Below are 25,450 nucleotides of genomic sequence, written 5' to 3'. Positions count from 1 at the left end.
CACTCGCCCCGACATCGCTCTCCCCCGGTCACGACGGTAGTCGGAGTCCTCGCGGGACGCTCAGCCCACCCCGGCGTAGGAGTGCAGGCCCGCGGTGACGAGGTTCACGAAGAACAGGTTGAAGATGATCGCGGCGAACCCGACGATGTTGATGGCCGCGGCCCGGGCGCCGCGCCAGCCCGCCGTCGCCCGCGAGTGCAGGTAGGCCGCGTAGACCACCCAGGCGATGAACGCGACGGTCTCCTTGGGGTCCCAGCCCCAGAACCGGCCCCACGCCGACTCGGCCCACACGGCGCCGCAGAGCACGCCGAAGGTGAACACCGGGAAGGCGAAGATCGTCGTCCGGTAGGCGATCCGGTCGAGGACGTCGGCCGCGGGCAGCTTCGAGGCGAACCGGGCGAACTTCGTCTCGTCCTTCTCGTAGGCCGAGCGGAACAGGTACAGCACGCTGGCGACACCCGGAACCAGGAAGACGCCGGAGCCGATGATGGCCGCGGAGACGTGGATGACCAGCCAGTACGACTGCAGCGCGGGCTGCACCGGCGCCGCGATCGTGTACAGCAGCGTGCCGTTGATGAACATCAGGATCACGACGGGCAGCAGCAGGAAGCCGGTCAGGTGGCGGACCGGGAACTTCCACATCACGAGGATCCACGTGACCACCGTGATGAAGGTGACCGCCATGCCGTACTCGTACATGTTGCCCCACGGCGCGCGGTGCACGGCGAGCCCGCGCAGCACGATCGCCGAGAGCTGCAGCACCGCGCCGAGCACGAGCAGCGACGCGCCCATGCGGCCGATCCGCTCGGGGCGGCCGACCTCGCGCTGCGCGGCCGGGAGCTCCTCGACCGGCGGGCCGCCGGCCCCGACGAGCTCGCGCGAACGGCGCTGGGCGCGCTCCATGGCGAGCCGGCCCTTGGCGCCGAAGCCCTGCTCGATCAGCGTCATCATCAGCGCGACGACGTAGATCGCCGCGGCGGTGGTGTACAGCCAGTCGCTGTACTGCGACAGCGTCTCGTTGATCGGCATTGCCTCAGCCCTTCTGCCCACTGATCAGGCGTTCGCTGATCCGGTGGAACTCTTCGCCGTAGCCGGCCTGGTCGGTGCGGGCCAGCCCGGCGACCTCGATCACGGTACCCGGGTGGTCCTCGGTCCCCGGCTTCACCCGCACCCACAGCCGTCGCCGCTTGACCAGCAGTGACGCGCCGAGGCCGAGGAACATCGCGATGGCGAAGCCGAGCACGAACCCCTGCGTCGGGTCGTGGGACACCTGCAGGGAAACCCAGTGGTTGACGCCGTCGAAGCGGACCTTCGTGCCGTCGTCGAGCTTGATCTCCTGGCCGACCTTGAGGTTCTCGCGGGCGACCTTCTTCAGCCTGCCGTCGTCCACGAGCGACTGGTCGATCTCGAACACCGACTGGCCGCGCCCGGCATCGAGGCCGAGGTCGCCGCGCATGATGTCGACGGCCACGGACGGGTCATTCAGCTCCGGCGCGGACGACGTCAGGACGTTGCCGTGCAGGAACGCCGTCGGCGCGAAGAGGCCGGTGATGGCGAGCTGGCGGGTCCGCCGCTGCACCTCGTCGGTGACGCCCGGCTGGTCGAACTTCGTCGCGCCCTCGGCGAGCATCGTGGTCGGGTCGACCGTGCGCCACTGGGTGTTCTGGGTGCGCTTGTCGCCGTTGGGGAAGGTGACGGTGAACTGCGGCGAGTAGCCCTGGCCGAGCAGGTAGACGCGGTCACCCGCGGTCCGCAGCGGCGAGTTGACCTCGAGGCCGTAGGGGCGCCAGGTGTTCGTTTCGAGGTCTTCGCCGGACTGGTACTGGATGTTCGCGTGGTAGTACTCCGGCTCACCGGCCGGGGTGTAGCGCACGGTGAAGTCGTTGACCTTCACGCAGAACGGGTCGAGGTCGGTGCCGTCGACGCGCAGGCCGGCGTTGAAGGAGTCGTAGTTGTAGATGCCGGAGTTGCAGAAGCTGTCCCCGTCGGCCTGGACGATGACCTGGCCCTCGTAGCCGAACATCTTGCCCAGCGCGAAGAACACGATGAGGCCGAGCATGCTGAAGTGGAAGACGAGGTTGCCGGTCTCGCGCAGGAACCCGCGTTCGGCGGAGATCGTGCGGACGCCGTCGGCTTCCTCGCGCTCGATCCGGCGCCAGCCCGAGAGGTGCTTGTGGACGGCGGCGACTTCGGCGGTGACGTCGGCCTTGCCGCGGCCGAGCCGGTAGTGCGGCATCCGGGCCAGGTTGCGCGGGGTCAGCACCGGCTTGGCGCGCATCGCCCTGACGTACTCGAAGCTGCGCGGGGTCAGGCAGCCGACCAGCGAGATCATCAGCAGCAGGTAGATGGCCGAGAACCAGATGCTGGAGTAGACGTCGTAGAACTCGAGCTTGTCGAGCAGGGTGCCCCACCAGCCGTGCGCGCCGATGTACTCGTCGACCTTCGGGGCGTTGAGCTTCCGCTGCGGCAGGAGCGCACCCGGCAGGGCGGCCAGCGCGAGCAGGAACAGCAGGACGAGCGCGGTGCGCATCGACGTCAGGCCGCGCCAGGTGTTGCGCACGAAGGCGAAGGTGCGCTTCGCGGGCGTCGGGCCCTTCGGGGCGGCGGGCGGTGCCTCGGTGGTCGTCACAGCGGCAGCTCCAGGCTGCCCGCGAGCTCGTTGCGGAGCCAGCCCATCAGATCTCCCCACACCCCGGTGACCAGCAGGACGCCGACGATCAGCAGCAGCACGCCGCCGAAGATCTGCACCTGGCGGCCGTGGCGGCGCACCCAGTCGGTGGCGCGCACGGCCCAGCGGGCGCCGAGCGCGATCAGCAGGAACGGCAGCCCGAGGCCGAGGCAGTAGACGGCGATCAGCAGGTAGCCGCGGGCTTCGGCCCCGCCGGTGGCACTGGCCAGCGTGGTGACGGCCGACAGCGTCGGGCCGATGCAGGGCGTCCAGCCGAGCCCGAAGATCGCGCCGAGCAGCGGAGCTCCCCAGACGCCGCCGCGCGGGACGTGGTGCGAGCGGACCTCGCGCTGCAGGCCGGGGATCCAGCCGAGGAACACCAGCGCCATGGCGATGGTCAGGACCCCGCCGATGCGCTGGAGGAGGTCCTGGTTGAGGACGAGCGTGTCCGCGATCCAGACGAGCGTGCCCAGCGTGGCGACGAAGACGACGGTGAACCCGAGCACGAACAGCAGCGCGGCGCCCAGGACGGCCCAGCGGCCCTTCTTGCGCTCCTCATCGGCACTGACCGCGGGCGCGTCCGCACCGACGAGCGCGGCGAGGTACGCGAGGTACCCCGGCACGAGCGGCACCACGCACGGCGACGCGAACGAGATGGTTCCGGCCAGCAGCGCGACGCCCGCGGCGAGCAGCAGCGGTCCGGAGATCGCCAGCTCGGTAACGGAGTTCACCCCGTTGAGGGTAGGCAGTGAGGTCCGGGTGAGAACTCCGGGGCCGCTTCACAGGACCTCGGTCACAGCAGTTCAGGACCTTGGTCCCGCCCGTCCGCCCCGAGCCGGAGCACCCCAATGTGGCGTTCGGTGCGTCAGACGCACCCAATGTGGCGTTCGGTGCGTTGGACGCAACCAACGCCACATTGGGGCGCTTGCGGTGCCGCGGGTCAGGCGGGCTCGGACTCCAGGCGCCGGGTCACCGGGAGGAGGTCCTGGGCCAGCACCGGCCGCAGGAAGACCGCCGCCACGCGGTGCTGCTTGTCCAGGACGATCGTCGACGGGATGATGTTGCGCGGGTAGCCGCTCAGCTTGAGCAGCACCCGGCCGTCCGGGTCGTAGATCGACGGGTACGTCAGCTGCCGGTCGCGGACGAAGTCCTGGGCCACCTCGCGGGCCGGGTCGCGGACGTCGATGCCCACCACCTGTACGCCCGGCGCCTGCTTCGCGAGCGACTCCAGCTCCGGCACCTCCGTGCGGCACGGCCCGCACCACTGGCCCCACAGGTTGAGCACCACGACCTTGCCGGGGAAGTCCGCCAGCGACAGCTGCTTGCCCTCGTGCATCAGGTCGTCGCCCGCCAGGACCGGCGCGGTCTGGCGCTGGGCGACGTCGTAGGTGATGTCGACCTGGCCGCCCGGGGAGACGAAGCTGAAGCTGCTCCCCTGCACGACGGCGTCCTTGCCCGCGCTGCAGCCGGCCAGCGCCAGCACCGCCACGACCCCGATGACCAGCCGTTTCATGCCCCGGTCACCTTCGGGTCGGTCGTGCCGGCCGGCTCGCTGTAGACGATCTCCCGCAGCGCGTCGCCGTCGAAGACCAGCGACGTCAGCGACGCCAGCGAGCACTGGCGGCGGCGGGGGTCGTGCCACAGCTTCTTGCCCTCGAGGAACCGCCGGAGCGTCCAGATCGGCAGCTGGTGCGACACGCAGAGGGCTTCGTGCCCGTCCGCCGCCTCGCGGGCGCGGTGGACCGCGCCGAGCATCCGGTGCGCGATCTCGAGGTACGGCTCGCCCCACGACGGCTTGAACGGGTTGACCAGCTTCGGCCAGTGCTTCGGCTCCCGCAGCGCGCCGTCGCCGACCGCCACGTGCAGGCCCTCGAACTGGTTGCCCGCCTCGATCAGGTCCGCGTCGGTCGCGATGTCGAGCCGGTGCGCCGCGGCGATCGGGCCCGCCGTCTCCTGCGCGCGCTGCAGCGGCGACGCGACGACGTGCACCAGGTCGTGGCCCGCGACGGCCTCGGCGACCGTCAGGGCCTGGCGCTGCCCGCGCTCGGACAGCCGGTAGCCCGGCAGCCGGCCGTACAGGATCTTCTCGGGGTTGTGCACTTCCCCGTGGCGCAGCAGGTGGACGACGGTGGTCACTGGACGGCTCCGGCCGCCGCGCGCGCCGCCGCGGGCAGGGCCGCTTCGATCACCGAGAACGCTTCGTCGTCCATGGCCGCGTTGACGAACCAGGCCTCGTACGCGCTCGGGGGCGCGTACACGCCGCCGTCGAGCAGCGCGTGGAAGAACGGCGGGAACCGCCACGTTTCGGACGCCTGCGCGCCGGCGTAGTCGCGGACCGGCCGGTCGCCGAAGAACACGCTCACCAGGTTGCCCGCGTACTGGACGTGGTGCGCGACCCCGGCTTCGGCCAGCGCCGCTTCGAAGAGCGAGCCGAGGCGCTTCGCGTTGGCGTCGAGAGCCGCGTACACGGCGTCGTCGGCCGCGCGCAGCGTCGCGAGGCCCGTGGCGACCGCGACCGGGTTCCCGGACAGCGTCCCGGCCTGGTAGACCGGCCCGCCCGGGGCGAGCTTGGCCATCACGTCCGCGCGGCCACCGAAGGCCGCCGCCGGCAGGCCGCCGGACATCACCTTGCCGAACGTGTAGAGGTCGCCGGCCACGCCTTCGAGGCCGAACCAGCCCGCGCGCGAGACGCGGAACCCGGTCATCACCTCGTCCATGACCAGCAGCGCGCCGTGCTCGTGGGCGATGTCGCGCAGGCCCGCGTTGAAGCCTTCGTCCGGCGCGACCGCACCCATGTTGCCGGCCGCGGCCTCGGTGATCACCGCGGCGATCTCGCCGGGGTTGTCCGCAAAGGACTTCCGGACGGCGTCGAGGTCGTTGTAGGGCAGCACCAGCGTGTCCCCGGCCTGGGCGCCGGTGACGCCCGGCGACGTCGGCAGCCCCAGCGTGGCGACGCCGGAGCCGGCCTGCGCGAGCAGCGCGTCGACGTGACCGTGGTAACATCCGGCGAACTTCACGATCTTCGAGCGGCCGGTGAACCCGCGGGCCAGCCGGATCGCGCTCATCGTGGCTTCGGTGCCCGAGTTGACCAGGCGCACCTGTTCGACGGGCCCGACCCGGCCGATGATCTCCTCGGCCAGCTCGACCTCACCGATCGTCGGGGTGCCGAACGACAGGCCGGACGTCGCCGCCGCGCGCGCCGCCTCGACGACCGCCGGGTGCGCGTGACCAAGGATCATCGGGCCCCACGAGGAGACCAGGTCGACGTAGCGGTTGCCGTCGGCGTCCCACAGGTGCGGGCCCTCGCCGCGGACCATGAACCGCGGGGTGCCGCCGACGGAGTTGAACGCCCGGACCGGCGAATTCACCCCGCCCGGGATGGCCGCCTTCGCCCGTTCGAACCATGCCTTGGACTGCTCGGTTCCAGTGCTCACCCCGCCAGTCTCCCAAACGTCAGCGGGCCGCCTCCTGGGTGATGGCCTGCGCGGTCACCGTGCCGTCTTCGCCCGCCTGGCCCTGGACGACGACGGTCGAACCCGGCTTGAGGTCGGCCAGCTTGCCCGGCTGGGTCACCCCGACCGTGGTCGAGTCCGATGTGGACACCTTGACGTCGGTGCCCTGCGCGGTCTTGACGTACACCGTGGTGCCCTCGACGCGGTCGACCGTGCCGGTGGTGCCGCGGCCGCCGGCCCCGCGGAAGCCGCCGCCCTGCTGCCCGGTGCCGGCCTGCTGGCCGCCCTGGGTGCCGCCGGCCGGGCGGGTGGGCGTCGAGGAGGACGACGAGCCGAACGCCGCGTGCGTCCAGGCGCCGCCGCCGAACGCGATCGCGAGGACGACGAGCCCGGCCAGCACCAGCGTCGTGCGGGAGAACGGCTTGGCCGCCCGGCGCATCTCGGCGTTCAGGTCACCGTCGACCGCCGGGGTGGCGACGATCTCCTCCGCGCTCGACGGGTTCGTGGTGGAGGAAGACATGCGGAGTTCTCCTTATTCGTGACGCAGGGCGTCGATGGGCCGCAGCTTGGCGGCCCGGTTCGCCGGGAAGCTGCCGAAGAACAGCCCGATCAGGGCGGACACCGCGAAGGCGAGCAGGATCGACGAGGGCACCACGACGGGCTTGATCCCGGAGATGGTGAACCGGCTGCCGATCACCCCGATCGCGACGCCGAGCAGGCCGCCGAACAGGCTGAGCATGGTCGCTTCGGCGAGGAACTGGCCGAGGATGGCGGCGCGCGGGGCGCCGATGGCCTTGCGGATGCCGATCTCGCGGATCCGCTCGGTCACCGTGACGAGCATGATGTTCGTGACACCGATGCCGCCGACCAGCAGCGAGATCGCCGCGACCGCCGCCAGCAGCACGGTGAACGTCTCGGTCGCCGACGTCCGGGTCGCCAGGAGCTGCTCGGAGTTCTGGATCTGGTAGTCGGCGGTGCCGCCGAGCCGGATGCCGTGGCGCGCGTTGAGGATCGCGGTGATCTCCGACTGGGCCAGCGAGACGGAGTCCGCGCTGGTGGCCTGGACGGCGATCTGGCTGAGGCTGCCGTACCCGGCCAGGGAGTTCTGGACGGCCGAGATCGGCGCGATGGCGACGTCGTCGGCGTTCTGCAGCCCGGTGCTGCCCTTCGCCTGCAGCACCCCGACCACGGTGAACTGGATGCTGTTCAGCAGGACGTTCTTGCCGACCGCGGCCGAAGCGGTGCCGAAGATCGACTCCGCGGTCGTCGGGCCGAGCACCACGACCTTCCGTGCGGCCGTGACGTCTTCGGCGGTGAACAGCTGGCCCTGGGCGAGTTCGCGGTTGGTGGTCGTGAAGTACGCCGGTTCGGTGCCGGCGACGGTGGAGATGTCGTACGACGTCTGCCCGTAGGTCGCGGTCGCCGTGGTGTTCACCACCGGCGACGCGGCCTTGACGTCGGGCGCGCCGACCGGGTCGACGAGCGCGTGGGCGTCCTGGACGGTCAGCGGCCGCGCCGACGCGCCCTGCCCGCCGCCGCGCGCCGGGGAGACGTTGACCACGTTGGTGCCGAGGCCCTGGATGCTGGCCGCGATGGCCGCGGACGCGCCGTTGCCGACCGCGATGAGCAGGATCACCGCGGCGACGCCGATGGTGATGCCGAGCGTGGTGAGCGCCGAGCGCAGCTTGTTCGCGGTGAGCCCGCGGACGGCGAAGCGCAGGATTTCGAGGATGTTCACGAGACCGCTCCGACCGCGCGGGTCACTTCGTCCGACACGATGAGCCCGTCGTCGACCCGCACGACGCGGTGCGCGTGCGCGGCGACCTCGTCCTCGTGCGTGATGACGACGATGGTGCGGCCGAGCCGGTTGAGCCGGTCGAACACGCCGAGGACGTCTTCGGTGCTGCGCCGGTCGAGGTTGCCGGTCGGCTCGTCGGCCAGCAGCATCGCCGGGCCGGTGACCAGCGCCCGCGCCACGGCGACGCGCTGGATCTGCCCGCCGGACAGCTCGCTGGGCAGGTGCTTGGCCCGGTCGGACAGGCCGACCATCTCCAGCGCCGCCAGCGCGCGCCGCCGCCGTTCCGACCGTTTCAGTCCACTGTAGACGAGCGGAAGCTCTACATTGGACAAAGCGGACGTCCGCGGCACGAGGTTGAACGACTGGAAGATGAAACCGATCTTCCGGTTGCGCAGCAACGCCAATTGCCGTTCGTTCAGCTTGCCGACACCGAAGCCGTCGAGCAGGTACTGGCCGGACGTCGGGACGTCGAGGCAGCCGAGCATGTTCAGCAGCGTCGACTTCCCCGAGCCGGAAGCCCCCATGATGGCGACGTACTCGCCCGGCCAGACGGTGAGTTCGACGCCGCGCAGCGCGTGCACCGCCGTTTCGCCGGCGCCGTAGGTCTTGCGCAGCGCGGAGACCGCGATCACCGGCTTCACCCGCGGCCGCCGAATCCACCGCCGGCGCCCGTGCCCGTGCCCCCCGTGCCCGTGCCGCGCTGGCCGCCGCCCGGGAACCCGCCGGTCCCGCCACCGGGGAACCCGCCGGTGCCGCCGGTCCCGGTGCCGGTCCGGCCGGTGCCCGTGGTGCCGGTCGAAGCCCCGGTGAGCACGACGTTCTCGCCCTCGGTCAGCCCGGAGGTGATCTGCACGGTCGACTCGCCGCGGATGCCGACCTGCACCTGGCGCGTCACGTTCTGGCCGTTCTCCTGCACGGTGACGACGTTGGTGCCGCCGGCGGTCGTCACGGCCGCGGCCGGCACGCTCAGCGCGTTGTCGGCGGAGGCGACGGTGATCACGACGCTCGCGGACTGGCCGGGCCGCAGCCCGTCCGGCGGGTCGGTCAGCGCGAGCTGGGCGCCGTAGGAGACGACGCTTCCGCTCGTGGTCGGGGTCAGGTTGACGCTCGACACGGTGGCCTGGACCGGCTTGTCCGGCAGCGCGTTGAGCGTCACCGTGGCCTTCTGGCCGGCCTTGACCTTGCTGACGTCGATCTCGGCGACCGAGGTGTTCACGACCAGGCCGGTCATGTTCGTGATGGTGATGAAGCCGCTGCTGCCGGAGCTCGAGCTGCTCGACGCGGTGCTGTTCGACGAACCCTGGCCGCCCTGACCGCTGCCGCTGCTCGACGACTGGGAACTGGTGCTGCTGCTCGCCGAGCCGCTGGCGGACTGCTGCCCGACGGTGCCGTTGACGGCGGTGACCGTGCCGGCGCCGGGCGCGTACAGCGTCGTGTTGTCGAGGGTCTCCTGCGCGGTCTGGACGTCCAGCTGGGCCTGGTCGAGCTTGGCCTGCGCCGAGGTGACGCTGTTCGCCGCCGATTGCGTGCTGTTCTGGCCGTTCTGGCTGTTCTGCCCGGTCGCCGGGGTGTCCTCGGCGTCTTCGGCGGCGTCCAGGCTGTCCTGCGCGACCGCGAGGTTCGCCTTCGCGACCTGGAGCTGTTTCGCCGCCTGCGTGCTGTCGACCGTCGCGAGCTTCTGGCCCGCGCTCACGACGTCCCCGACCTTCACGTCGATCGAGGTGACCTTGCCGGCCGTGGCGAAGTTCGCGGCGCCGGTGTAGCTGCTGGCGAGCGTCCCGGCGGCGGAGATCGTCTCGGTGACCGTCGCGCGGCGCACCGGGGTGCTGCGCGACTGCGCCTGCGCCGTGCTCGGTTCGGGGCTGAATGCCTGGTATATCCCGAAACCCGCCCCGGCCAGCAGTACGACCAGAGCACCGTTGATCACCCATGCCTTCGAGGCACGCACGCGCGTCATGCGGCAACCTTGGGACCGCCGCTTAGCAATTGACTGGGGGTTCCCTGTGCGGGAGCTGTGTATCAGTCCTTGCGCTTGAGCTGCCGGGCACGCACCGCGAGCAGCAGCTGACGCACCGCGTCGACCAGCAGCAACGCGGCCACCGTGCCGAGCCCGATGCCGGCGGCGAGCGACCCGCCGAAGTACCGGTGCGATTCGAGCACCGCGCCGTCGTCGGTCCGGGTGACGACGGTGGCCACCCCCGCGTGCCAGCAGGCGTAGGCCCCCCACCCGGCGGCAACGGCCAGCACGACTTCCACGACGGCGACGAGCAGCCGCCACGGCTTGTTCAGCCGCGCCTGCGGGCCGGCTTCTTCCGGCGGCCAGAGCTCGGCCCCGGTGGGCTGCGGAAGGTCGATCACAGCGGCGATTTTCTCATGCTTCCCCCGGCGTCGCCCGGACGAGCCGGTCGAGCGCGCCCTGCAGGGCTTCGACGTCCTTCGCCCACGCCAGGACCACCGTGCCATCCGTGAGCTCCACCGGGAGCGAGTCGTACTTCCGCGGCACCGACCAGCCCCCACCGAGCACGCGCGCGCCGACCGGGGCGCCGACGTCGGTCACCGAGGCGAGCTGGTCCGCCGGGACCTTCTCGCGGCCCTGGCGCAGCTGCTCCGTCGTCACCTCGAGCGAAAGGAACCGCCGCCGCGCGTACACCCACGGCGCGGTGATCGCGCACAGCCCGGCGCCGACCAGCAGCCAGCCCACGACGTGCACCGGGCCGCCGGTCACCAGCTCGAACAGCGCGCCGAACACCGCGAACACCGGGCCCCACGCGACGGCGCCCCAGCTCACGCCGGACTCGGCGTAGAGCCGGTCGCTCACGGCTTGCGGCCGGCCTTCGGGAAGTAGCCCGCCACCGACGGCAGGTACATCAGGACCAGCGCGATCACGAACAGCAGCACCGAGACCAGGGTCAGGTAGTTGATGATCGGCGCGATCGTCATGATCAGCAGCAGCATCACGATCGGCAGGATGGTCAGCACCGTCCGGGCCGAGCGCGTGCCTTCGCGGGCCTTGTACGCGAAGAGCAGGAACAGCAGCGTGAACACGACCGCGCCGCCGAGCAGGTACCACAGCAGCGTCGTGACGCCGTCCGCGATCATCTGCGGCGTGTACTTCGGGTCGGTGGTCGCCTTCACGAACTGGTCGATGACGGCCGACTTGCTGCTCAGCAGCTGGACGTAGCTGAGGATGAGCACCACGCCACCGGCGAGCCACAGCCAGAACGACACGGCCACCGGACGCGGCGGGGTCGCCTTGGGCGCCTGCTGCCCCGGCAGCACCGGATCCGGCGAGCGGCCCTTCTTGCGGCGTTCGTCGTCGGTCAGACCGGTGAGGTCCTCTTTGTCTTCCACGGCGTGGACTCTAACGGGTCAGTCCAGCCAGGCAGCGGCTTCCGCGGCCCAGTAGGTCAGGATCATGTCCGCGCCCGCCCGCCGGATCGACGTGAGCACCTCGAGCACGGTCCGTTCGCGGTCCAGCCAGCCGTTCGCCGCGGCGGCTTCGACCATCGCGTACTCGCCCGAGATGTTGTACGCCGCCACCGGCACCGGCGAGATGTCCGCCGCCGCCTTGATCACGTCCAGGTAGGCCAGCGCCGGCTTGACCATGACCATGTCCGCGCCCTCGGCGAGGTCCAGCTCGATCTCGCGCAGCGCCTCGCGGCCGTTGCCCGGGTCCTGCTGGTAGGTCTTGCGGTCGCCCTTGAGCTGCGAATCGACGGCCTCGCGGAAGGGGCCGTAGAACGCGCTGGCGTACTTCGCGGAGTAGGCGAGGATCGCCTTGTCGCTGTGCCCGACCTCGTCGAGCGCGCGGCGGATGACGCCGATCTGGCCGTCCATCATCCCGGACGGCCCGAGCACGTGCGCCCCGGCTTCGGCCTGCGCGACGGCCATCTCGGCGTACAGCCGCAGGGTGGCGTCGTTGTCGACCCCGCCGTCGGCGTCCAGGACACCGCAGTGGCCGTGGTCGGTGAACTCGTCGAGGCAGGTGTCGGCCATCAGCACGGTGGCGTCACCGAGCTCGTGGCGCAGGTCGCGCAGCGCGACGTTGAGGATGCCGTGTTCGTCGACGGCCCCGGAGCCTTCGGCGTCCCGGGTCTTCGGGATGCCGAACAGCATCAGCCCACCGACCCCGGCGTTGACCGCGTCGACGGCGGCCTTCCGCAGCGTGTCACGGGTGTGCTGGACGACGCCCGGCATGCTCGAGATCGGCCGCGGCGCGTCGAGGCCCTCGGCGACGAACATCGGGAGGATCAGCTGGCGTGGCCGCAGCGTCGTTTCGCCCACCAGCCTGCGCATGGCCGGGGTGGTGCGAAGCCTGCGGGGACGATGCTCGGGGAACACTCCAGCCAGGTTACTCCGCTGGTCGCGCCCACCCTTCCGCAAGGGTGCCCGGACCGCCGGGCGGCCGTCTCCCGTCGGTGAACGCACTTCCCGCCGACTGGCTCGGCCGAAGCGCCCCAATGTGGCGTTGGTTGCGTCCAGCGCACCCAATGTGGCGTTCGGTGCGTCTGACGCACCGAACGCCACATCGGGGCGCAGGGGCCGGGCCGGAAACGGCGCGCTGCCACGGAAAGCCGTGAAGGCCACCTTGAGGACTCTGAGTCCCTCAAGGTGGCCTTCACGGACCAACGAACCTCAGGAGCGGCGGGCCCGCTTCGCCTTGCGCGGCGGCGGCAGCGCACCCTCGGCGCGAAGCCGCGCCGCGTGCTCGGCCAGCGCGTCCACCAGGTGCGGCACGTCGGCCTTCTCCGGCTGGACGTCGACCCGGAGCCCGAACTCCACGGCGGTCTCCGCGGTCTTCGGGCCGATGCACGCGACCAGCGTGCGGGTGTGCGGCTTGCCGGCGATGCCGACCAGGTTGCGCACGGTCGAAGACGAGGTGAAGCAGACCGCGTCGAAACCGCCGGTCTTGATCATCTCGCGGGTCTCGGCGGGCGGCGGCGCCGCCCGGACGGTCCGGTAGGCCGTTACGTCGTCGATCTCCCAGCCCCGCTCGCGCAGGCCGGCCGACAGGGTCTCGGTGGCGATGTCCGCCCGCGGCAGCAGCACGCGGTCGACCGGGTCGAGGACGTCGTCGTACGGCGGGAACTCGGCCAGCAGGCCCTCGGACGACTGCTCGCCCGACGGGACCAGCTCCGGGATGATGCCGAACGAGCGCACCTTCGCCGCGGTCGATTCGCCGACGCAGGCGATCTTCACGCCGGAGAACGCGCGAGCGTCGAGCCCGAACTCCTCGAACTTCTCCCACACCGCGCGGACCGCGTTGGTGGAGGTGAAGACGATCCACTGGTAGCGGCCGTCGACCAGGCCCTTGACCGAGCGCTCCATCTGCGCCGGGCTGCGGGGCGGCTCGACCGAAATCGTGGGCACCTCGTGCGACGTCGCGCCGTGGCCGCGCAGGCGCTCGGCCATCTCGCCGGCCTGCTCCTTGGTGCGCGGCACCAGGACCTTCCAGCCGTAGAGCGCGCGCGATTCCCACCACGACAGCTTCGAGCGGTGCCCGGCGGCCTGGCCGATCGTGACGATCAGCGGGCCGACGAGCTCGCCCGCGTCGTTGGCGACCTTCTCGAGCGTGGTGTCGAGGGTGCGCTGGGTGTTGATGGTGCCGTTCGCGGTGACCGCGACCGGGGTCGACGCCGGGACGCCGTTGCCGGTCAGCGCCGACGCGGCCTCGGCCAGGTGCGCCGACGTCGCGTGCAGCACCAGCGGGCCGGGCGCGGCGGCCAGTGCCGCCCAGTCGACGTCGCCGCGGACGTCGACCTCGACGTGCGTGCCGCCCAGCGCGACGCCCGCGTACGCCGGGACGGCCGCGCCCGGGGAAACACCCGGGATGACGTCGAACACGGCGCTCGTGCGCGCGACCGCCTGGACCTCGGCCACCACGGCCGGGGTGGTCAGCGGGTCGCCCGCGACCAGCCGCAGCACCAGCCGGCCGGCCTTCGCTTCGGCGGTCAGGTCCTTGGCGACCTCGGCGGCCTCGCCGACGGCGGGCCGGACCTCGGCGCCCTCGGCGGCCATGGCCAGCACGGCCTGGGGCACGTCGGGGTCGGTCACCACGACCTCGGCCTTGGTCAGCAGCTCCTGGGCACGGACCGTGAGCAGGCCGGCGTCGCCGGGCCCGGAGCCCACGAACGCTACGCGCCCGGTGGTCTTTCGCGCGGGGGTCATCTGTGCGTTTCTCCTCTTGCGGCGGCCGTGCTGGGTCGCACGGACGCAGGTCTCCTACGTCTTGAGAAGCGCTCGCGAGAGCGCTACTGAGCGGGACCGGAGAGGGCTCCGGCTCCGAGGTCCAGCAGCTCGGCGGCCAGGTCCTTGCCCAGCTGGGCGGCCTGGTCCTTGTCGGCCAGCGCGGAAGCCCGGACCATGTCCACCGCGCCGTTCTCGCCCTCGGCCGCGGCGGTGCCGCGCAGCGAGATCCGTTCCACGACCTTGCCCTCGGCGTCGAGATCTTCGACGATCTCGGCGAGCGCGCCCACCGGCGCGCTGCACCCCGCCTCGAGCGCGGCCAGCAGGGCCCGCTCGGCCGTCACCGCGGCCCGCGTGCCCTCGTCGTCCAATGTGGATGCGAGCAGGTGCTCCAGGTCCACGTCGGCGGACCGGCACTCCACCGCCAGCGCGCCCTGTGCGGGCGCGGGCAGCATCTGGATCGGGTCGAGGGTCTCGGTGATCGCCTCGGCCAGTCCGACCCTGGCCAGTCCGGCACGCGCGAGCACCACGGCGTCGAGCTCGCCGTCGGTCACCTTGCGCATGCGAGTGTCGATATTGCCGCGAATCGGCACGATTTCCAAACCGAGGCCCAGCGCACGCAGCTGAGCGGTGCGCCGCGGCGAGCCGGTGCCCACTGTGGACCCGGGCAGCAGCTCGCCCAGCGTGAGCCCGTCGCGCGCGATGAGCGCGTCCCGCGGGTCCTCGCGCGGCGGCACGGCGGCGAGCGTGATGCCCGCCTCCGGCGCGGTCGGCAGGTCCTTGTAGGAGTGGACGATGACGTCGACCTCGTTGCGCAGCAACGCTTCCCGCAGCGCCGACGTGAAGACGCCGACCCCGATCGTGGGAATCGGCGCGGACGACTGGTCACCGGGCGTGGTCACCTTGACGATCTCGACCTCGGCGCCGGTGGCGCGCAGGGCGTCGGCGACGGTCCCGGTCTGGGCGAGCGCGAGCTTGGAGCCGCGCGTGCCCATGCGAATGACTCTGGTCACTACTACTTCTTCTCTGGTGGGGGCTTCGGGCTCGCCACGGCGGCCGGTGCCTGCGGGTCGAGGCAGAACAGTTCTCGCAACGCGTTCGCGTAGTCGGTGTCGGCCGTCTCGGCGGCCAGCTGCTTGACCCGCACCGTCGGCGCGTGGAGCAGCTTGTCGACCACCCGGCGCACCGTGCGGCCGACCTCTTCGCGGACCCCGGCGTCGAGCTCGGGGAGCCGGTTGTCCAGCCGGAGCAGCTCGGCGTCGACGACCTCGGCCGCGCGCTTGCGCAACGCGGTCACGGTCGGGGTCACCTCGGCGCTGCGCTGCCCGGCGAGGTAGTCGCGCACCTCGTCGAGGACGATCCCGGTCGCCTTGGCGGTCTGGCGCTCGGTGGTCGGGGTGCCGGCTTCGCGCATCCGGCGCTGGATGGTGGCGAGGTCGACCACGCGGACACCGGCCAGCTCGCCGACGGCCGGGTCGACGTCGCGGGGCAGGCCGAGGTCGCAGACGACCAGGGCGCGGCCGCCGCGGGGCAGCACGTGCTCCGGCGTGAAGACGGCGTCCTGCGCGCCGGTGCAGCAGATGACGACGTCGGCGTCGCGGACCGCGTCGGCGACGCCGGACAGCGGCACCGCGCGGGCGGGCACGCCCTGCTCGGTGACGTTCGCGGCGAGCCGGCGGGCGCGGGCGTCGGTGCGGTTGGCCACGGTGATCTCGCCGATCCCGGCCTTGCGCAGCTGCGACGCGCTCAGCGCGCCCATCGAGCCGGCGCCGACGATGACGGCGTGCTTGCCGGCGATGTCCCCGGCCGCGGCCAGCGCCTCGGACACGACCGACGCGCCGAGCTGGTCCAGCCCGGTCTCGGTGTGGACGCGCTTGCCGACGCGCAGGGTCGTCTGGATCAGCTCGTGGAGCGTGCGGCCGACCGTGCCGGACTCGCGCGCGGTGGCGTACGCGGACCGGATCTGGCCGAGGATCTGCGTCTCGCCGACGACCATCGAGTCGAGGCCCGAGGTGACCGAGAACAGGTGCTCGACGGCGGCGCCGGCGTAGTGGACGTACAGGCTGTCGTAGAGCTCGGCGGGTTCCATCCCGGCCTGGCGGGCGAGCACGTCGGAGACGTCGTTGAGGCCGCCGTGGAAGGTCTCGACGACGGCGTAGACCTCGATGCGGTTGCACGTCGAGACGAGCATGACCTCGCTGACGTGCTGGGCCTGCTGCAGCTCGTCGAGGACCTTGCCGACCTCCGGCGCGGGGATCGCGACGCGCTCGAGCGTGCTCAGCTCCGCACTGCGATGCGAAAGACCGACCGCCAAGACGCTCATGCGCACACCTCGCTCACGCTCGGCGTGGCCTGAGCGGCAAGCGCTGTGTTGATCGATTCACTCGCGAGCTCGCTCATGAGCGCACCACCATTTCCCGTCCGCCGTCCGGACCCGAACCGTTCCGCCTGCCGTTCCCATTCTCGGACGGCGCACCGGGACCGCGTAATCCGGAATTGCCCTGATCACCGGCGGCGTCGTCCGCGCGGCGGGCTACGTGGAACGAGAGTATCTGCAGCTCGACGGCCAAATCCACTTTGCGGACCTCGATGTGAGCAGGAACCTGCAGCACCACCGGGGCGAAGTTGAGGATGCACTGGACACCGCCCGCGACCAGGCGGTCACACACCGACTGCGCCGCGGTGGGCGGGGTGGCGATCACGCCGATGGAGATGCCGCGCTCGGCGCAGATCCGCGGGATGTCGTCCATGTGCGACACCGGCAGCCCGCCGACCGGCACGCCGATCAGGTCCGCGTCCAGGTCGAACAGCGCTTCGACCGGGAAACCGCGCCCCGGGAAGCCGCCGTAGTTCGCCAGCGCGTGGCCCAGGTTGCCGATGCCGACCACGGCCACCTTGTGCTGCCGGGTCAGGCCGAGGATGCGCTCGATCTGGCTCACCAGGACGCTGACTTCGTAGCCGACGCCCCGGGTGCCGTAGGAGCCGAGGTAGGAGAGGTCTTTGCGCAATTTCGCGGAATTGACGCCCGCGGCTTGGGACAGCTCTTCGCTGGACACCGTCGTGGCGCCCTGGTCACGCATACCGGACAGCACGCGCAGGTAGACGGCGAGCCGCGCGACGGCCGCTTCGGGGATCGACTTCGCCCGGACGGCCTCGGGGGCATCCCCGTTGCGGCCGTCGGCGTCGGCGGGTACGGCGGGCATCTCGGCGGTGGGGGCGTTGTCGGCGTCCGGGGCGGTCGAGCGGCGGGGCCGTCGCGGGGCCCGGCCCGGGGAGTCCGCCGCGTCGCGCCTCCCCCGCTGTGTCACCACGCCCGTCTTCTCCTGCCCGCTGTGCACCCGGCGGCCATCGCCACGGCCGTGCCGAACTGTGTCTTGACCCAGGACTCGGAGTCCGGTTCGATGCCGGACCGCCCGGGGGCGATGGTCCTACGGTAGACCACTTGTGAACGCACGCACAAAGTCACTGGTCGGAGGCGGTTCCCGACGGCCGGGACACCCCCGCGGATCACGACACGGCGTCAGAATCCTTGCCCGCCAGGCACTTCCGGCACTCCACCGTCCGCCGGTCCGACGCCATGAACGAGTCGTTCACCGCGTCCGACGCCATGAACGAGTCGTTCACGGCGTTCGGACCGGCCGTCAGCTCGCGTCCAGGCTCACCGAGTGCCAGCCCGTGGCGCCGTCCGGGACCGGGTCCGCGCGGTTCTCCGTCTGCGTGTACCCGTCCTGGTCCGTCGCCCGGACGAACGCCTGGTGCGTCCCCGGCGGCACGTCGAGCTCGATCCACCACATCCGCCAGGTGTCCTTGCTCACCTCGGCCGACAGCGTCGCCGGGAGCCAACTGCCCTGGTCCAGCCGGACCTCCACCTTCGCGATGCCGGTGTGCTGGGCCCACGCCGTCCCCGCCAGCCGGACCTTGCCCGCGGGCACCCGCGCGAAGCCCGTCGGGGTGTCGATGCGGGACTCCGTCTTGATCGGCGCCTGCTCGCCCCACCCGCGGCTGAGCCAGTACGCCTGCCGGTCGCTCCACTTCGTGAACTCCAGCGACTCGACCCACTTGGTCGCCGACACGTACCCGTACAGCCCGGGGATCACGATCCGCGCCGGGAAGCCGTGCTCGACCGGGAGCGGCTCGCCGTTCATGCCGATCGCCAGCATCGCGCCGCGCTGGGGATCGAGGGCGGCGTTCGCCGGGGTGCCGCAGGTCCAGCCGTCGACGCTGGTGGCGAACATCTGCTCCGCGCCCGCCTGCACGCCCGCCTGGTCGAGCAGGTCCACCAGGTCGACGCCGATCCAGCTGGCGTTCGAGATCAGCGGGCCGCCGACCTCGTTGGACACGCACGTCAGCGTCACCCGGCGCTCGACCAGCGGCCGGCTGCGGATGTCGGCGTAGGAGAACGTCACCTCGCGGTCGACCATCCCGTGGATGCGCAGGCTCCAGTCCTCGGTCCGGATCTGCGGGACGACCAGCGCGGTGTCGATGCGGTAGAAGTCGCCGTTCGGCGTGATGAAGGGCGGCGAGCCGAGCTTCGCGAAGTCCGCGTCCGCGGGCAGCGGCGGCACCGTCCGCGCCGGCACCAGCGGCCCGACGGCGGCCCGCGAGTCCTCGGCGCCCGAGCTGGTCCCGGCCACCTGGCCGACCACCGCCGCGACCCCCGAGCCCGCGACGACGCCGACCCCGGCGCGCAGGAACTTCCGCCGCGAAGCTCCGCAAGCCGCACTTTCACGTGAAAGTGCGGCCCCCTGGTGGTCACTTTCACGTGAAAGTGCGATCCGGTGCAGCCAGGTGAACACCGCGAGCCCGGCGACCAGGGCGGCGACCGGCGCGAGCAGCGCCACCTGCCCGAGGTCCGAGCGCACGTAGACGGCGGCGACGCCGGCGGCGCCGAGGACGAAGACCAGGATCTGCCCGGCGCGCGGGGTCCGGCGCGAAAGCTGCCCGGCGAGCAGCGCGAACAGGACCAGCACCACGGCGAGCCCGAGCTTCAGCACCGGCTTGTCCCAGGTGCCCAGCGTCCGCTCGGCCCACTTCACGATCCCGGTCGGGCTGTGGTCGACGACGTAGTTGGCCACCGCGATGAACGGCGACGCCGTGTAGCCGACGAAGGCCGCGACCAGGTGCCCCACGCCGAGGGCGGCGGCCAGCGCGAGGATCCCGATCAGGGTCGCGACCGGCAGCGAAAGCCGGCGTGCCGCCGGGGGCGCGTCCTGCAGAGTGCTCACGCCTCCATCTTCGGAGCGCGAGCGCCGAGAGGCTGCCCGGAACGGCTTACGGACGTGTTACGGCTCAAGCGAGCGCGCGCCGCAGCCGGTCCTCTTCGACGCGCCAGTAGCCGTGCTCGGCGCCGTCGACCAGGATCACCGGGACGCGGTCGCCGTACTCCGCGCGCCACTCCGGGTCCGTGTCGACGTCCTCGGCCCGCCACGCGACGCCGAGCTCCCCGCAGATCCGCGCGACCTCGGTCTCCGCGACCTCGCAGAGGTGGCAGCCGTCCCGGCCCATGACCGTCACTTCGTGCGCCATGACGTCCTTCATATCCCAGCCTTCCTACCGCAGCCGCAGGCGGCGCAGCTTCCCGGTGGCCGAGTGCGGCAGCGACTCGGCGAACTCCACCAGGTGCGGCACCTTGTACCCGGCCAGGTGGCCCGCGCAGTGGTCGACGACCTGCTGCTCGGACAGCGCCGCCCCGGCCGCCGGCACCACGAACGCCTTCACCGCTTCGCCGCTTCGCTCGTCCACGACCCCGACGACGGCGGCCTCGGCCACCTCGGGCAGCTGCCCGATGACCTCCTCGACCTCGCGCGGGAAGACGTTGAAGCCGTTGACGATGATCAGGTCGTTGGCCCGGTCGACCAGGTGCAGGTCGCCGTCGACGTCGAGGTAGCCGACGTCGCCGGTGCGGAACCAGCCCTCGTCATCCGGCCCGTGCTCGCCGTCGGGCCAGTACCCGGAGAAGAGGTTCGCGCCGCGGATCGACACCAGCCCGGTCTCGCCCTCGGCCTCGAAGACGTCGTCGACGTCGTCCGGGTCGAGCGGCACGGCCTGGTCGGTGCCGTCGCTGTCGACCAGCCGCAGCTCGATCCCGGGCAGCGGACGGCCGACCGAGCCCGGCTTCGGGTAGCCCGTGACCAGCGTCGACGTCACCACCGGCGCGCATTCGGTGAGGCCGTAGCCCTCGTAGACGTCGACCCCGGCGCCCTCGCGGATGGCGGTCAGCACCTTCGGGTGCAGCGGCGCGGCGCCGGACGTCATCCGGCGCACGGTGGCCAGGCCGCGGCGCAGCTCGTCGGCGCCGAGCGCGGCGAACTCGGCGTACATGGTCGGGACGCCGGTGATCGTGGTGACGCCGTGCTCCGCGCAGTCGTCCAGGGTGCGCTGCGCTTCGAAGCGCTCGGACAGGACGGCGGTCGCGCCGACGGCGACGGCGTGCAGCAGGCCGGGCCCCAGGCCGTAGACGTGGAAGAGCGGGATGGTGAGCAGCACGCGGTCGTCGTGGTCCAGGACGCCCTCGACGCGGCCGAGCTGCTCCAGGTTCGCCAGCAGCGCGCGGTGCGACAGCATCACGCCGCGCGGCGGCCCGGTGGTGCCCGAGGTGTACGAAACGACGGCGATGTCCTCGCCCGCGCGGCCCGCGTCGACGAATTCGACTACTCCATCCGGGTCGCTTCGCGGAGTGAGACCGCTCACCCCGGCCGGCAGTTCCGCTTCGGCGTCCCGCTGGATGACAACCTTGGCACCGCTGTGCTCGAGCAGCTTCTCGAGCTCCGGGCCGGGCACCTGCGGCGACAGCGGCACGACGACCGCCCCGGCGCGCAGCGCGCCGAAGAACGCGACCGCGAAATCGACGGAGGTCGGCAGCCGCAGTGCGACCGGGTCGCCGGGCGCGACCCCCGCGTCCGCGAGGGCCTGGGCCTGGACCTGGGCGGCGGCTTCGAGCTGCTGGTGGGTCAGGCCGCGGCCGGAGCCGGTTTCGCGCACGGCCGGGTGGTCCGGCCAGGTCGCCGCGGCCCGCGAGAGCAGCCCGCCGACCCCCGATGTCGTCCCCTCTGGAGCACTCACCCGCGGCCCGCCTTTCTCCGATCCCGGCCAAAGCGTTGCAAGTCTGTCATTCGGAGCGACGTCATGGGTGCTGACCGCGAGCGTCGCTTCTTCGCAACCCCGGAGCCACTACCTACTTCGCGGTAACTACACGTATGCTGCACTGCGTCGCGGGGTGGTGTTGATCACCGCCGCGACCGGAGAGAGGGAGTCGCCGTGACGAACTTGCTTGCCCACGAAGTCGTGGGGCACGCGAGCCGGCAGGCCCCTGCTCGTCCGGGTTCCGGGGGTTCAGTGGCCCGCGAGGCCAGCTTCGCCGCCGGAGGTGCCGCCCGATGACCGTGCCGACCGCCGTGAGCCGCGGGCCCGTCTTCATGTTCGCCGAGCGCGTCTTCGGCCGTTCGTCGGCCGTGCCGGTGAGCAGGCAGGCGTCCGACGACGAGCGCGCCGAAGCCGCGAAGGCCGAGGCGTGGGAGCTCGTGCGCGCCGCGCAGGACGGCGACTCGTCCGCCTTCGGCCGGCTCTACGACCGCTACGTCGACGTCGTCTACCGGTACGTGCTGTTCCGGCTCGGCGACCGCGACCTGGCCGAGGACGTCACCAGCGAGACGTTCCTGCGCGCGCTGCGCCGGATCACGTCGGTGAGCTACCAGGGGCGTGACGTCGGCGCCTGGTTCGTCACCATCGCCCGCAACCTCGTGCTCGACCACGTGAAGTCGAGCCGGTTCAAGCTCGAAGTGGTCACCGACGAGGTGACCGAGCCGGGCTCGGCGCCGTTCAGCGTCGGCGCGACCGCGCAGGCGGGCCCCGAGCAGGAGGCCATCACCCGCGCGACCCGCGCCGAGCTGCTGCGCTGCGTCGCGGAACTGGGCGACGACCAGCGGGAATGCATCATCCTGCGGTTCCTGCAGGGCCTGTCGGTGGCCGAGACGGCCGAGATCATGAACCGCAACGAGGGTGCGATCAAGGCGCTCCAGCACCGCGCGGTACGCCGATTGGCACAACTTCTGCCCACCGGATTGCGCTGATCCCGCGAACTTTCCGGTCCGTCGACCGGAACCGGTAACCCTGGCGGCTTCTGGATCGTTACTCCTGCCAGACCGGTGTCAGGCCGGCCATGGCCGAGATGGAGCAGCGCAGTGAGGTTTGCGCGTGAGCGAGCCGAGAGCGACCGGTTCGCGCGTGCCCTGGAGCCGTCCCCGGTACGCCGGGACGGCGAGTTCGCCGACGAGCTGGCCCTCGTCGGCGCCCTGCGCGACCTCGGTGCGGCCGGGGCCCCGGACCTGGCCACCCGGCAGCGGATCCGCGCGGAGATCGCGGGCCGCCTGGAGACGGCGGCGGCCACCCCGCGTCGGAGGTGGCGGCCGCGGACCGCCGACCTGGTGGCCGCCGCGCTCTTCCTGGTCCTGGTGCTGTCGGGCCTGACGCTCGTGCTGTCCCGGAGCGCGCTGCCCGGTGACGCGCTGTACAGCGTGAAGCGCGCCGGGGAGTCGACGGCGCTGGGCCTGACCTTCGGCGACCAGGCGAAGGCGCAGAAGCACCTGGAGTTCGCCACCAACCGGATCACCGAGCTCGGCGAGCTGGCCGAAGAAGGCGCGAGCCAGGCCGACTACCAGACCGCGTACGACGACTTCGCCGCCGACCTGAAGGCGGGCGTCGCCCAGCTGTCCGCGGTGGCGACGAGCGACAGCGGCGGGGCGCAGGCGCTGGCCGACGTCCGGCTCTGGGCGCGCAACCAGGCGGCGCGGCTGGCGGCCCAGCCCCAACCGGCGGCCGCGGTGCCGGTCTTCGGCGACGTCCGCGACCTGCTGGGCAAGGTCCAGGAGCGCACGAGCGGGCTGGTGGCGCGGCTGAACTGCTACGAGATCACCACCGGCACGTCCGACGAACTGGGGCTGCTCCCGGCGACCGGCGAGTGCACCGCCCGGCCGGCCCCGGCCGCGGGCGAGCGGCCGTCACCCGGGCCGAGTTCGTCGTCGCCGGGGGAAAGCACCGCGCCGCTGGTGACGGGAACGCAGCTGCCGCCTTCGGACGCGGCGGCCACCCCGGGCATCCCGGCGCCGACCGGCGGCGTGACGCCACCGCCGGTGTACGGCCAGCCGCCGACGACCACCCGGCCGCCGTCGACCACCCCGACGACGTCCTCGCCGCCGCTGGTTTCGATCCCGCCGTTGCTGCCGGGTCTGCCGCCGATCGTGATCGGCTGAGGTCCGGGCCACACCTGCGACGAGGCGGTGGGCGGCTCGCTACGCTGTGCGAAGGACCCGGACGTTCGCAGGGACGTCGCCAGACGTGGGCAGACGTGGAGGCGGTGTGCGTGTCAGCTTGGCGTGGCAGGGATAAGAGTCAGGAGCTGGAACGGCTCGCCACGCTCGCGGGCGAGGCGTCGGCCGAGGCCGCGCACGCCCGTGTGGTCGCCGAACCCCCCGCCCCGCCCGCACCGCCGGACCTGACCGCGGCCGCGTTCTTCGACGTCGACAACACGATGATGATGGGCGCGTCGATCTTCTACTTCGCCCGCGGGCTCGCGGCGCGCAAGTTCTTCACCTCCGCCGACCTGGCCGGTTTCGTCTGGGGCCAGATCAAGTTCCGGCTCGGCGGCCGCGAGAACAAGGAAGACATCAAGACCCACCGCGAGCGCGCACTGTCCTTTGTGGCCGGCCGCACGGTGGCGGAGCTGACGTCGATCAGCGAAGAGATCTACGACGAGCTGATGGCGGACAAGATCTGGTCCGGCACGCGCGCGCTGGCCCAGATGCACCTGGACGCGGGCCAGCGCGTCTGGCTGGTGACGGCGACCCCGATCGAGCTGGCGGCGATCATCTCCCGCCGGCTGGGCCTGACCGGCGCACTGGGCACGGTCGCCGAAACCCGTGACGGCGTGTACACCGGACGGCTGGTGGGCGACCTCCTGCACGGCCGCGCGAAGGCCCACGCGGTGCGGGCGCTGGCGTCCCGCGAGGGGCTGAACCTCAAGCGCTGCACGGCGTATTCGGACTCGGCCAACGACATCCCGATGCTGTCCGCGGTGGGCACGGCGGTGGCGGTCAACCCGGACGGCGGCCTGCGCGACGTGGCCCGCGCCCGCGGCTGGGAGATCCGCGACTTCCGCACCGGCCGCAAGGCGGCGAAGATCGGCGTGCCGTCGGTGCTGGGCGCGGGCGCTCTGGCCGGCGCGGTGGCGGCCGGGATGGCCTACCGCCGCCGCTGACCCCGGCCCCGAGCACCCCAATGTGGCGTTCGGTGCGTTGGACGCACCGAACGCCACATTGGGGTGCTTCGGACGGTCAGCCGCGGAAGACCGACTTCCGCTGGGAAAGGCGCTGGTACAGGGTCTGCTGGATCGACTCGCGGACCTGGTCCGTCAGCTGGAACACCAGCATCGGGTCCTCCACCGCGTCGGGCTCGAACTCGTCGGTGCGGATCGGCTCGCCGAACTCGATGCTCCACTTCGTCGGCAGCGGGATCGCGCCCAGCAGGCCGAAGTGCGGGAAGAACGGCGTCACCGGGAAGTACGGCAGGCCCAGCATCCGGGCCAGCACCTTGATGTCGCCGAGCTTCGGGTAGATCTCCTCGGCGCCGATCACCGACACCGGGATGATCGGCACGCCGGCGCGCACCGCGGCCGACACGAAGCCGCCGCGGCCGAAGCGCTGCAGCTTGTAGCGGGAGGAGAACGGCTTGCCGACGCCCTTGAAGCCCTCCGGCCACACGCCGACCAGCTCGCCCTTGCGCAGCAGGCGTTCCGCGTCCGCGTTGCAGGCCAGCGTCTGGCCGGACTTGCGGGCGAACGACCCCACCAGCGGCACCTGGAACACCAGGTCGGCGCCGAGGCCGCGCAGGTGGCGGCCGTCGGTCTCGTCGTGGACCGCGACCGCCGTCATCAGCGAGTCGAGCGGCAACGTGCCCGAGTGGTTGGACACCAGCAGCGCGCCGCCCGAAGCCGGGAGGTTTTCGACGCCGTGGGTCTCGACGCGGAACCAGTTCTTGTACAGCGCGCGCAGCGGCGGCAGGAACACGGCGTCGGTCAGCTCGGCGTCGAAGCCGAACTCGTCGACGGTGTAGTCGCCGGTCAGCCGGTCGCGGATGAAGCCGAGCGCCGAACGCGCGGCGGCCGAAAGGGGCTCCTCGGCGGCCGGCCGGTCCGCGCCCGGGAAGGCGACGACCGGCGCGTCCTCCCGCACGGCCTCGCCCGCGCGGAGGTCGCGCTCGGTTTCCGGCTTTTCCCGGCCCGGTCCGTGCAGCGGGATGACCTGCGCCTCGGCACCGCCCACCGTCTCCGCCTCGCTTCCCAACTCGTCCAAG

General features: G+C 72.0%; 25 protein-coding genes. 3 read left to right on the top strand and 22 right to left on the bottom strand.

What is annotated here, in order from left to right:
* Positions 1–60: 60 nt before the first annotated feature.
* The 21 genes from ccsB to AB5J73_RS14790 form a co-directional block, all read right to left on the bottom strand.
* A complete protein-coding gene (gene ccsB, locus AB5J73_RS14890) occupies positions 61–1,029 on the bottom strand; it encodes a c-type cytochrome biogenesis protein CcsB (RefSeq protein ID WP_370970303.1) in 969 nt (322 codons plus the stop codon).
* Positions 1,030–1,033: 4 nt separating this feature from the next.
* On the bottom strand, positions 1,034–2,629 hold the full coding sequence (locus AB5J73_RS14885) for a cytochrome c biogenesis protein ResB (RefSeq protein ID WP_370970302.1): 1,596 nt from the start codon (positions 2,627–2,629) through the stop codon (positions 1,034–1,036).
* Positions 2,626–3,399, bottom strand: coding sequence for a cytochrome c biogenesis CcdA family protein (locus AB5J73_RS14880; protein WP_370970301.1), 774 nt, complete (start codon positions 3,397–3,399; stop codon positions 2,626–2,628). Before AB5J73_RS14880 ends, AB5J73_RS14885 begins: the two co-directional genes overlap by 4 nt.
* Before the next feature lie 209 nt (positions 3,400–3,608).
* Positions 3,609–4,181, bottom strand: coding sequence for a TlpA family protein disulfide reductase (locus AB5J73_RS14875; RefSeq protein WP_370970300.1), 573 nt, complete (start codon positions 4,179–4,181; stop codon positions 3,609–3,611).
* Complete coding sequence (locus AB5J73_RS14870) at positions 4,178–4,804, bottom strand: histidine phosphatase family protein (protein WP_370970299.1); 627 nt, start codon at positions 4,802–4,804, stop codon at positions 4,178–4,180. The genes AB5J73_RS14875 and AB5J73_RS14870 overlap by 4 nt, the downstream gene beginning before the upstream one ends.
* Positions 4,801–6,102, bottom strand: a complete 1,302-nt coding sequence (gene hemL / locus AB5J73_RS14865; RefSeq protein WP_370970298.1) for a glutamate-1-semialdehyde 2,1-aminomutase — start codon at positions 6,100–6,102, stop codon at positions 4,801–4,803. Before hemL ends, AB5J73_RS14870 begins: the two co-directional genes overlap by 4 nt.
* A gap of 19 nt (positions 6,103–6,121) precedes the next feature.
* On the bottom strand, positions 6,122–6,640 hold the full coding sequence (locus AB5J73_RS14860) for a hypothetical protein (RefSeq protein WP_370970297.1): 519 nt from the start codon (positions 6,638–6,640) through the stop codon (positions 6,122–6,124).
* Positions 6,641–6,652: 12 nt separating this feature from the next.
* Positions 6,653–7,858, bottom strand: coding sequence for an ABC transporter permease (locus AB5J73_RS14855; RefSeq protein WP_370970296.1), 1,206 nt, complete (start codon positions 7,856–7,858; stop codon positions 6,653–6,655).
* Positions 7,855–8,559, bottom strand: a complete 705-nt coding sequence (locus AB5J73_RS14850) for an ABC transporter ATP-binding protein (RefSeq protein ID WP_086859429.1) — start codon at positions 8,557–8,559, stop codon at positions 7,855–7,857. Before AB5J73_RS14850 ends, AB5J73_RS14855 begins: the two co-directional genes overlap by 4 nt.
* On the bottom strand, positions 8,556–9,875 hold the full coding sequence (locus AB5J73_RS14845) for an efflux RND transporter periplasmic adaptor subunit (RefSeq protein WP_370970295.1): 1,320 nt from the start codon (positions 9,873–9,875) through the stop codon (positions 8,556–8,558). Before AB5J73_RS14845 ends, AB5J73_RS14850 begins: the two co-directional genes overlap by 4 nt.
* 62 nt (positions 9,876–9,937) lie before the next feature.
* Positions 9,938–10,276 carry a hypothetical protein gene (locus tag AB5J73_RS14840; protein WP_370970294.1) on the bottom strand — a complete coding sequence of 113 codons (339 nt, stop codon included), beginning with the start codon at positions 10,274–10,276 and terminating at the stop codon, positions 9,938–9,940.
* A 13-nt stretch (positions 10,277–10,289) separates the two neighbouring features.
* Positions 10,290–10,736 carry a hypothetical protein gene (locus tag AB5J73_RS14835; protein WP_370970293.1) on the bottom strand — a complete coding sequence of 149 codons (447 nt, stop codon included), beginning with the start codon at positions 10,734–10,736 and terminating at the stop codon, positions 10,290–10,292.
* On the bottom strand, positions 10,733–11,269 hold the full coding sequence (locus AB5J73_RS14830) for a hypothetical protein (RefSeq protein ID WP_370970292.1): 537 nt from the start codon (positions 11,267–11,269) through the stop codon (positions 10,733–10,735). The genes AB5J73_RS14835 and AB5J73_RS14830 overlap by 4 nt, the downstream gene beginning before the upstream one ends.
* A gap of 18 nt (positions 11,270–11,287) precedes the next feature.
* Positions 11,288–12,259, bottom strand: coding sequence for a porphobilinogen synthase (gene hemB, locus AB5J73_RS14825; RefSeq protein WP_370970291.1), 972 nt, complete (start codon positions 12,257–12,259; stop codon positions 11,288–11,290).
* 294 nt (positions 12,260–12,553) lie between these two features.
* Positions 12,554–14,086 (bottom strand): uroporphyrinogen-III synthase, encoded by a 1,533-nt coding sequence (locus tag AB5J73_RS14820; RefSeq protein WP_370970290.1) that lies wholly within the window; start codon positions 14,084–14,086, stop codon positions 12,554–12,556.
* Between the two features lie 83 nt (positions 14,087–14,169).
* Positions 14,170–15,117 carry a hydroxymethylbilane synthase gene (hemC, locus tag AB5J73_RS14815; protein ID WP_370970289.1) on the bottom strand — a complete coding sequence of 316 codons (948 nt, stop codon included), beginning with the start codon at positions 15,115–15,117 and terminating at the stop codon, positions 14,170–14,172.
* Positions 15,118–15,119: 2 nt separating this feature from the next.
* Complete coding sequence (locus AB5J73_RS14810; RefSeq protein ID WP_370970288.1) at positions 15,120–16,427, bottom strand: glutamyl-tRNA reductase; 1,308 nt, start codon at positions 16,425–16,427, stop codon at positions 15,120–15,122.
* 73 nt (positions 16,428–16,500) lie between these two features.
* Entirely contained in the window at positions 16,501–17,415 is a 915-nt protein-coding gene (locus AB5J73_RS14805; RefSeq protein ID WP_370970287.1) for a redox-sensing transcriptional repressor Rex, read from the bottom strand.
* A gap of 330 nt (positions 17,416–17,745) precedes the next feature.
* Positions 17,746–19,329 carry a molybdopterin-dependent oxidoreductase gene (locus AB5J73_RS14800; RefSeq protein ID WP_370970286.1) on the bottom strand — a complete coding sequence of 528 codons (1,584 nt, stop codon included), beginning with the start codon at positions 19,327–19,329 and terminating at the stop codon, positions 17,746–17,748.
* 64 nt (positions 19,330–19,393) lie between these two features.
* Positions 19,394–19,630, bottom strand: a complete 237-nt coding sequence (locus AB5J73_RS14795; RefSeq protein WP_370970285.1) for a glutaredoxin family protein — start codon at positions 19,628–19,630, stop codon at positions 19,394–19,396.
* 24 nt (positions 19,631–19,654) lie between these two features.
* Positions 19,655–21,166, bottom strand: coding sequence for an AMP-binding protein (locus tag AB5J73_RS14790; protein WP_370970284.1), 1,512 nt, complete (start codon positions 21,164–21,166; stop codon positions 19,655–19,657).
* 314 nt (positions 21,167–21,480) lie between these two features.
* Between AB5J73_RS14790 and AB5J73_RS14785 the strand changes: the two genes are divergently transcribed.
* From AB5J73_RS14785 to AB5J73_RS14775, 3 genes are all read left to right on the top strand, one after another.
* Positions 21,481–22,173 carry a sigma-70 family RNA polymerase sigma factor gene (locus AB5J73_RS14785; protein ID WP_125310261.1) on the top strand — a complete coding sequence of 231 codons (693 nt, stop codon included), beginning with the start codon at positions 21,481–21,483 and terminating at the stop codon, positions 22,171–22,173.
* A gap of 111 nt (positions 22,174–22,284) precedes the next feature.
* Positions 22,285–23,352 (top strand): DUF5667 domain-containing protein, encoded by a 1,068-nt coding sequence (locus tag AB5J73_RS14780; protein ID WP_370970283.1) that lies wholly within the window; start codon positions 22,285–22,287, stop codon positions 23,350–23,352.
* A 95-nt stretch (positions 23,353–23,447) separates the two neighbouring features.
* Positions 23,448–24,356, top strand: coding sequence for an HAD family hydrolase (locus AB5J73_RS14775; RefSeq protein ID WP_370970282.1), 909 nt, complete (start codon positions 23,448–23,450; stop codon positions 24,354–24,356).
* 76 nt (positions 24,357–24,432) lie between these two features.
* Here AB5J73_RS14775 and AB5J73_RS14770 read toward each other — a convergent pair whose 3' ends face one another.
* Positions 24,433–25,449, bottom strand: coding sequence for a lysophospholipid acyltransferase family protein (locus tag AB5J73_RS14770; RefSeq protein WP_370970281.1), 1,017 nt, complete (start codon positions 25,447–25,449; stop codon positions 24,433–24,435).
* Position 25,450: the final 1 nt, after the last annotated feature.

The organism is Amycolatopsis sp. cg9 (genome assembly GCF_041346945.1).
GTDB lineage: Bacteria > Actinomycetota > Actinomycetes > Mycobacteriales > Pseudonocardiaceae > Amycolatopsis.
The sequence above is the reverse complement of the archived record's forward strand: the minus strand, read 5'-3'. Positions and strand labels throughout refer to the sequence as shown.

Excerpts from the sequence above, each read along its gene's own strand:
- AB5J73_RS14785 (WP_125310261.1), top strand. The coding sequence starts at position 21,481 with ATGACCGTGCCGACCGCCGTGAGCCGCGGGCCCGTCTTCATGTTCGCC.
- AB5J73_RS14820 (WP_370970290.1), bottom strand. The coding sequence starts at position 14,086 with ATGACCCCCGCGCGAAAGACCACCGGGCGCGTAGCGTTCGTGGGCTCC.
- ccsB (WP_370970303.1), bottom strand. The coding sequence starts at position 1,029 with ATGCCGATCAACGAGACGCTGTCGCAGTACAGCGACTGGCTGTACACC.
- AB5J73_RS14860 (WP_370970297.1), bottom strand. The coding sequence starts at position 6,640 with ATGTCTTCCTCCACCACGAACCCGTCGAGCGCGGAGGAGATCGTCGCC.
- AB5J73_RS14875 (WP_370970300.1), bottom strand. The coding sequence starts at position 4,181 with ATGAAACGGCTGGTCATCGGGGTCGTGGCGGTGCTGGCGCTGGCCGGC.
- AB5J73_RS14845 (WP_370970295.1), bottom strand. The coding sequence starts at position 9,875 with ATGACGCGCGTGCGTGCCTCGAAGGCATGGGTGATCAACGGTGCTCTG.
- AB5J73_RS14810 (WP_370970288.1), bottom strand. The coding sequence starts at position 16,427 with ATGAGCGTCTTGGCGGTCGGTCTTTCGCATCGCAGTGCGGAGCTGAGC.
- AB5J73_RS14795 (WP_370970285.1), bottom strand. The coding sequence starts at position 19,630 with ATGGCGCACGAAGTGACGGTCATGGGCCGGGACGGCTGCCACCTCTGC.